Raw genomic sequence first — 7,566 nt, forward strand, 5'->3', positions numbered from 1 at the left:
CGGGAATTCGCTCCCCGTCACCCACGGAGGATGCGGCACCGAGCGTGACAGCGGGCTTGAAGTTGACGACGCACGGAGACAGCCCCGGATACAGCCCACTGAAGAAGACCAGCCCGACGGCCACGGATCCGACCATCGGGACGGTCACGCTGACCAGGATGACGACGAAGAAGCCACGCCGTCGAGGCGGCGCGGGAAGAGGGCTCGGTGGCATCGCTCCACGTTCTGGGACCCCCAGGGGCCCGAGGGGATTGGAACCTTGCGGTGCGCGAGAGGGAGCGACCAATCGGCCCGGATTGCGCGGCGGTTGCAGGTAGCCGGGGAAGCGAGGGCTCTCCCGATGGGCCTGTAGATGCTTCTGGGGCGAGATGCGACATTCTTGGGCAGACGTGTGGGCTGCCACGTGGACTTCGTTCACCGGACCGCGGACGTCGAGGAGCGAAGGCAGCGAATCCTAGGTGCCGGGGCGGGAGGGCCCAGGAGGAGGGACCACCTTCTTCCGGCGACGCCAGACCAAGAACGCCACGGCAGCGGCCGCGATCCCCACGATGACGATGATCCCTCCCACGAGCACGGGATCCAGGCCCTGCGGAGCCGGGCTCGGCAGCTGCACGGTCACCCGGACGCTGACGATCTTCACGTTCCCCGAGGTGTCCGTGGCGCGGACGTAGATCGTGTTGGCGCCTGACGCCAGGGTCACGGTCCCGGACCAGGAGGTCGTGCCGCTCGCCAAAATCCACGTGGTACCGTCCGTGCTGAGCTCGACCTTCGCGACCGCGACGTCGTCCGTGGCACTCCCGGTGACCGTGACGCTCGTTCCCGTCAGGACGCTGTCGTTGATCGGTGAGGCAATGGCCACGGAGGGCGGGGTCGTATCCGGCGGCGCGGTCGGCGTGGCGTGGACCTCGCTCGATCTCGCTCCCTCGCCCGCGGCGTTCAGGGCACTCACCTCGTAGTAGTACGTCGTGCCGCTCGTCAATCCCGAGTCCGCGTACGAGAGTGCGGTGCCGCGCGTGCTGGCCAGAAGCGTCTCGGCCCCCGATGCCGTGCCCCGATAAATCACGTATCGGCTGACCGCAGCGCCTCCGTCCGAAACAGGCGCCTGCCACGTCAGCGTGACCGCCTGCACGCCCGCGGTCGCGACGAGCGACTGGGGCGCCGAGGGCGTCGTCTCGGGCGTGGTGGAGACTTCCGCGGACGCGGGTCCTTGGCCCGCGGAGTTGTTCGCGCGGATCTCGTAGTAGTACGTCTGCCCGTTCGTCAGGCCCGTATCCGTGTACGCGAGGACGTTGCCCAGCAGCTTGAGGAGCAACTCGCCCCCGGAGGTCGTCCCGCGGTACACCGTGTAGTTCGTGATCGGCGCACCGCCGTTTGATGAGGGGGCCTGCCATGTCAGGACGACCTGCGCATCGCCAGGGGTCGCGGACGGATTCTGCGGCGCGGAAGGCGGCGTGGCGAGAGGCAAGGGCGCGGCGGACGCCTCGTTCGACCGGCTTCCTTCGCCCGCCGTGGTGACCGCCGCGACCTCGTAGTAGTACAGCGTCCCGACCGTCCCTGTGGTGTCCGTGTACGTGAGGACGTTGCCCACAGTGGTCAGGAGGGTCTCGCCTCCAGAGGTGGTGCCCCGGAAGACCGTGTAGCTCGTGACCCGCGAGCCGCCGTCCGAGAGAGGTGCCTGCCAGGTGAGCGTCACGCGGCCAAGCCCGGCCGCGGCACCCAGATTCTGCGGCGCGCCCGGGAGAGCGGGCGCGTACTGGAAGGCCCACGTGTCATTGTACGGCACCGCCGCGAGGGTCGCGCCGCCGAAGAGGACGGTTCGGTTCGCCGCGGGGCTGAAGTCCATGGCCGGCATGAATCTCGGCGAAGGCGCCACCACCGGGGTCACGTTGGCCCATGCGTTCTGCCCATAGTCGTACGCCCAGGTGTCGTTCAGGGCGTTGCCGGGGAGACCGCCGAAGGTGTTTGATCCGCCGAAGAGGACGACGCGGTCGGACACCGTGTCGAAGGCGAACCCCGACCCACCCCGGCCCGACGGGTGCACGACCGGAGAGAGGTCGGTCCACGTGAGGTTCACGTAGTCCAGGGCGTACGTGTTGTGTTCGGGGATGGGCATGGCGACCGAGGTGAAGCCGCCGAACAGGAGGTCCCGACCCGCGGCTGGGTCGTAGGCCAAGGAGGCCAGGTAGGACGTGTTCGGGCTGCTCACATTCAACCGGGTCCAGGTGTTCGCCGCGTAGTCGTACGCCCAGGTATCCGACAGTGGGCTCAACCCATATCCGCCGAACAGGATCGTCCGGTCCGCCCGGGAGTCGTAGGCCATCGCCGGCCAGACCCGCGACGTCGGGGACGTGGGCGGTATCCTCCGGCTCCACGTGTCGTTGGTCGGGTCGAAGATCCACGTCTCGTTGCTGAAGCCCGCGGCGCCAGCGTAGCCGCCGAAGAGGATGACTCGGTCCGCCTTGGAATCGTACACCATCCCGAGTCCCGCCCGCGCCGTAGGTCCGACGACCGGGGTGATGTTCGTCCACGTGTTCGTGGCGTAGCCGTAGGACCACGTGGAGTTCGTGAACCCCGAGGTCGTGATGGCGCCCCCGAAGAGGATGAAACGGTCCGCCTTCGAATCGTACACGAAGGCGTGGCCGTCCCGGGGCGGCGAATGCGTGCCGAGGAGCGTCCACGAACTGCTGCCCGTGGTCGGCGCGGTGATCCCCAACCCAGCCCCGAGTCCGCGGGGGAGGCTGTCCCGGGCTCGCGCCGGCTCGGCGGTCGCACCCATTCCCCAGACGGAGCCGAGGAGCAAGCTGAGCACAAGCGCGGCAACGAGGATGGCTTTCGCGTGCATGGCACCCCTCCCCACGGGCGTCCGCGCATTGCCTCCCGGCGGCTTGAACTTGCCTACCCTGATCGAAGCCACGCCCGGGGCTGCCGAACGCGGGCGACCCGGACCCGCGTACACTCGGGAGCAGGTAGAGCGGATGCGACATCATTGTTCCCGCGGCACGGAGAGGGCGTGCGGGTTCGAGGGCGATCCCCTCGTCCCTTAGTAGCAGATGTCCACGGCCTCCGTGATCACAACGGTCGAACGCTGCGGGCCTTGCATCTGCAAGAGGATGAAGAAGGCCACGACACAGGTCGACGCCGTGATCCCGAACGAGAAGGTGACCGAATCGCCGCAAATCTCGCCTCCTGCGGGACCGAGGCTTGTCCGTCGTCGGCGGGGCATGGTTTATGCGTGCCCGGGAGATGGCGGCCGCGTCCTGGAACGTTGCACGGTTTCCAAGAGGTTCATCCATGACGCGCTCGGAGCGGCGCTTTGCCCTCACGGTCTTCGGCACCGTGATTCTGGTCGTGTTCTCCGCCGTCCTCGTGTCCGTGCTGACGAAGCCGCCCCCGCCCCCTCCGCTCCCCATCGTCCCTGCCGCGACTCCCATCCAGCACATCGTGGAGATCATGCAGGAGAACCATGCGTTCGACAACTACTTCGGCACGTACCCGGGGGCGTACGGTCTGCCGCCGGGCATCGCGCTTCCCGACGGACACGGCGGGACCGTGAGCCCGCACTGGATCAACGGGACCTCGACCCCCGACCCGCCCCACGACCGCGCGAGCGAGATCGCGGAGTACGCCGGCGGTCTCAACGACCGGTTCGTGATCGTCGCGAACGCCGCCGGGGCGGGCCTCGGCGACGCGGCCATGGGCTACTACGACGCGTCGCAGATTCCGGGCTACTGGGCGCTCGCGTCGCGGGACGTCCTCGCGGACCACTACTTCGCGCCGGTCCTCGGACCCACGACCCCGAACCGCCTGTACGCGATCGCGGGCCAAGGCGGCGGCGTCACGTCGGACTTCGTCCTCCAGGGGAGCCTGTCCTTCCCTACGATCTTCGACCAGATGGAGACGAAGGGGGTGAGCTGGAAGTACTACTACACATCGAGCTTCCTGTTCCCCGCCCCGCCCCTCGACTTCTCCCAGATCGCCTCGAATCCGTCGATGACGGCCAAGATCGTCCCCCTCTCGAACTTGGCGGGGGACCTGAAGACGGCTCCCCTGGCGAACGTGACCATGATTGACACGAGCAACGACGAGGCCGTCAACGAGCATCCCCCGGGAAACGTGACCGTGGGCGAGCGGTGGGTCCTGGGCATCCTCCAGCTGCTCGAGGCCCGCCCGGACTGGAATGCGACGGCCATGTTCCTGACCTGGGACGAGTCCGGCGGCTACTACGACCACGTCCCCCCGCCCCAGGTGGACGCCTACGGCTACGGGTTCCGCGTGCCCCTCCTGATCGTCTCGCCGTACGCGCGAGCGGGTTGGATCGACCACGACGTGCTCGACCACACCTCGATCCTGAAGTTCATCGCGGTGAACTGGGGGTTGCCCGCGTTGACGGCGCGGGAGGCGAATGCGTCGGCCATGTTCGACGCGTTCACCTTCCCCACGCCTTCGGACCCACCACGGCCTTCGTTCGCTGCGGACCGCACCCCATCGCTCGGAGTGCCCGGCGATTCCCGCCTGGCCTTGGGAACCGCAAGGCCGGTGGAAGTGCCCGCGGCGCTGTCGTCCGAGGTGGACCCCACAACCCGCCTGGAGACGCGCCTGTGGCCGAAGCATTCGGTAGGGCCACCTCGCCGGTCCGCCTCGTGCACATGACTTTGGGGCGGCGTCCTGGGACGCCGGTTGACGACAAGGCTATCTGGCCCCATACCCTAGCCGGAGGTGTCACGCGGACTGGCTATGGCCATGGGGAGCACGTCGTTCCGCTGGACCGAGTCCCACGTTCGGGAGGTCCAGGCGAACTTTCTTGACGAGCGGTCCAGCCGGTGGATGTACCAGTCCCTCGCGAACGTTGACCGAGTCGCCGCTCGGGCCGACCTTCTGCGGGAGCTGGCCGAGTACGAGGAGCGCCATGCGGCGCTGTGGGCTGGGCTACTGAAGAGGCTGGCCCGGCCCCTCCCGGGGCGGACCCGGCTGTGGAACCACCGCATCTTGGTCGGGATGGCCCGGCTTCTCGGAGTGGGTTCGGTCCTCCCGATTGTTCACCGTGAGGAGGTCGACGGGGTTGCGAAGTACCGGGACCAGGCCCGTCGTTGGCAGGATCCCGATGCGCAGGCGGTCTTCACGGCGCTCCTTCCCGACGAGGTCGCTCACGAGATCGAGACGTCCACCGCCGCCCGAGAAGCGGGATCGCGGGGCAGTGACACGTTGCGGAGTTCGTTGCTCGGGGCGATCGATGGATTCGCGAGCATCGTGGCGCTCTCCGCGGGAGTGGCGGGGGCCACGAACTCGAACCAGGCGGTCCTGATCGCGGGTGCCGCGTCCATGGTGGCGGGCGCCCTTTCGATGGCGGCTTCCGAGTACGTCTCGGTCAAGGCCGAACGCGACGCACGCACGGCGCAGACCCGGATGGAGGGTGAGGCGGCTTCCGTGGCGCCCGCAACGAAACGAGACCAGCTCATCGCGGCTTACGTGGCCAAAGGACTCTCGAGGGAGGAGGCGGCCAAGGTGGTGGCTCGTCTTCAGCAAGATCCTCAGCGGTTCCTGGACGCACTGGTCGCGGAACGGTACGGGGGCGCTGCGACAAAGGACGAACGCCCCGCTCGGCAGGGCCTTCTGACGGGAGTTTCGTTCGCGCTCGCCGGGTCCGTCCCGCTCATCCCATTTGTCCTCCTCGGCACCCACGTGGCCGTCATCGCCTCGGTCCTGGTCACGGCGGGAGCCCTCTTCGTGGCGGGTCTCTTCCGCGCGCTCTCCTCGCTCCACCCGTTCGTGCGCAGCGGGTTCGAGATGCTCGCCGTCGGCATGGGTGCGGCGGCCGGGACCTACCTGATCGGCCTCTTGATCGGTGGGGTGGTGGGATAGGGAAAGGAGTCCAATCGCTGCGAGAACCAGCTTCGAGTGCCGTCGCAGCATGCCGAAACCAACGAACCCCCGGCCGCGGCAAAGGCCTTTCCGCCGCTCGCGGGCCAACGGGGGCGGCGGCACGTCCGGCAAGGTTTTGACGTGGGCCGCGCTTCACGGGTCCGTGCCCGAATCCGGAGCGCCTGCACCGGGGACGCCGGGTGCTCCCCGGAAGCCCCCGCCGCCGCGCGCCGCCGTCCTCGGGGACGCGAAGATTACGATCAACGCCCCCGTGTTCCGGGTGTTCGCGGCCCTGACGAGCCCGGAGCAACTCGCGGCCTGGTGGGGCCAGGATGCGATCGTCGAGCCGGATGTGGGCGGACGGTACGAGACGACGTTGTCAGTCGGTCGGGTGGAAGGCACGATCATGGCCATTGACGGGCCCGGCACGCTCGCGTTCGCGTGGACGATCCCATCCGAAGGCGCCTCGGTGACCACGAGCGTCCACTACGAGCTGTCGCCGAGAGGCCCGCAGACGGCCGTGCACGTCGCTCACCGGGGCCTCAAGGAGATCCCGGGCGACTGGTCCGCCTTGTGGCAGAGTGTTCTGGAGTCCCTGAAGGCGTACGTCGAGGGAGCCTCGACGGCCTGAGGAAGCCACCCCGATCGGGTGACCGGAGGTTATTCGCTCCAGGTCGCGCGGCCACTCTCCTCGGTGGAGCAAGGCCAGCCGCACCTCCACGACCGACCCAGTCCGGGACCCCGTCACCGAAAGATAGCTAAGGCTCCAGAACGATAGGGGGTCGGGTGGAATTGTGCGGGGGGCTGTACCGCAGGTATTGTGTATCCTGCTCGCAGGCGTGCTAGCGTTTGCTTCTTCAGTGGCCTCGGTCAAGATGGCGAGCCCGCGGCTCACGGCATCGGGTGTCGTTCACACGAGTTCGGGCTCGAATCTGACCTTCCGATCGGGCTGGTACGGGACGTACATCGACACGCTGAACCCCTTCGTCACGTACTCGGAGCTGAGCGGTTGGATCAACTTCAACACCCTCCTCCCACTGGTCCACTACAACGACGAGACGAAGGCGATCACGCCTGCGCTGGCATCCAACTGGACGGTGAACTTCGCGAACCACACGGTCATCTTCCATCTGAACCCGAACGCCGTATGGTCGGACGGGGTCCCAATCACATCCGAGGACGTCAACTACAGCTACAACATCTCCCAGCAGAGCTATAGCTTCATCGAGCCCGATGTGGCCGCGGTGCAGAACGTCCGCCTGCTGGGCCCCAGCGCTGTCCAGATCACCTTCACGGGATCGCTCTGGCTGTGGTTCGCGGCGATTGTGTTCGTCGTACCGGCCCATGTCTACAAGTACGTGAACGCCTCCACGTATCCCGGCTACAATGCGACGAGCGGCCCGTACTTCGTGGGGGACGGTCCCTTCGTACTCCAGACGTACGTGACGAACCAGTATGCGATCCTTCAGAAGAATCCGCGCTTCTTCATCCCCTCCCTGGAGCCTACAATCACGACCCTCATCTTCAATGAGTTCTCCAGCGTGAGTTCGGCGACGTCAGCCCTGCAAGCTCGACAGATCGATGGCTTGTCCGGGCTCCTCCCGGCGTCTGTCTCCACGTTCCAGAACAACAGCAACTTCGTCGTCTCGACCAGCCCGGGCATCGAGTACTTCTACCTCGCAATCAACGTGAACCCGGCGGGACACG

The 7,566-nt window shown here is 67.3% G+C and carries 7 protein-coding genes; 4 read left to right on the forward strand and 3 right to left on the reverse strand.

Annotated features, from left to right (window positions below; genetic code table 11):
- The 3 genes from VEY12_09690 to VEY12_09700 all read right to left on the reverse strand — a co-directional run.
- Positions 1-214, reverse strand: a 214-nt coding sequence (locus VEY12_09690; protein ID HYM40390.1) for a hypothetical protein, incomplete at its 3' end; no start/stop codon positions are given.
- Between the two features lie 240 nt (positions 215-454).
- A complete protein-coding gene (locus tag VEY12_09695; GenBank protein HYM40391.1) occupies positions 455-2,842 on the reverse strand; it encodes a kelch repeat-containing protein in 2,388 nt (795 codons plus the stop codon).
- Between the two features lie 198 nt (positions 2,843-3,040).
- Complete coding sequence (locus tag VEY12_09700) at positions 3,041-3,223, reverse strand: hypothetical protein (protein ID HYM40392.1); 183 nt, start codon at positions 3,221-3,223, stop codon at positions 3,041-3,043.
- A gap of 68 nt (positions 3,224-3,291) precedes the next feature.
- Here VEY12_09700 and VEY12_09705 point away from each other — a divergent pair, with 68 nt between their 5' ends.
- The 4 genes from VEY12_09705 to VEY12_09720 all read left to right on the forward strand — a co-directional run.
- A complete protein-coding gene (locus tag VEY12_09705) occupies positions 3,292-4,650 on the forward strand; it encodes an alkaline phosphatase family protein (protein ID HYM40393.1) in 1,359 nt (452 codons plus the stop codon).
- A gap of 84 nt (positions 4,651-4,734) precedes the next feature.
- Positions 4,735-5,859: a VIT1/CCC1 transporter family protein gene (locus VEY12_09710; GenBank protein ID HYM40394.1), complete on the forward strand. Its 1,125-nt coding sequence runs from the start codon at positions 4,735-4,737 to the stop codon at positions 5,857-5,859.
- A 163-nt stretch (positions 5,860-6,022) separates the two neighbouring features.
- On the forward strand, positions 6,023-6,490 hold the full coding sequence (locus VEY12_09715; GenBank protein HYM40395.1) for an SRPBCC domain-containing protein: 468 nt from the start codon (positions 6,023-6,025) through the stop codon (positions 6,488-6,490).
- Between the two features lie 229 nt (positions 6,491-6,719).
- The coding region (locus VEY12_09720; protein ID HYM40396.1) for an ABC transporter substrate-binding protein at positions 6,720-7,566 on the forward strand (847 nt) is incomplete at its 3' end.

The sequence above is a fragment of the Thermoplasmata archaeon genome (assembly GCA_035632695.1).
In the GTDB taxonomy this organism is placed as follows: Archaea; Thermoplasmatota; Thermoplasmata; order RBG-16-68-12; family RBG-16-68-12; genus RBG-16-68-12.

Coding starts and splice junctions, on each gene's coding strand:
- VEY12_09710 (HYM40394.1), top strand. CDS start 4,735: ATGGCCATGGGGAGCACGTCGTTCCGCTGGACCGAGTCCCACGTTCGG.
- VEY12_09695 (HYM40391.1), bottom strand. CDS start 2,842: ATGCACGCGAAAGCCATCCTCGTTGCCGCGCTTGTGCTCAGCTTGCTC.
- VEY12_09705 (HYM40393.1), top strand. CDS start 3,292: ATGACGCGCTCGGAGCGGCGCTTTGCCCTCACGGTCTTCGGCACCGTG.
- VEY12_09700 (HYM40392.1), bottom strand. CDS start 3,223: ATGCCCCGCCGACGACGGACAAGCCTCGGTCCCGCAGGAGGCGAGATT.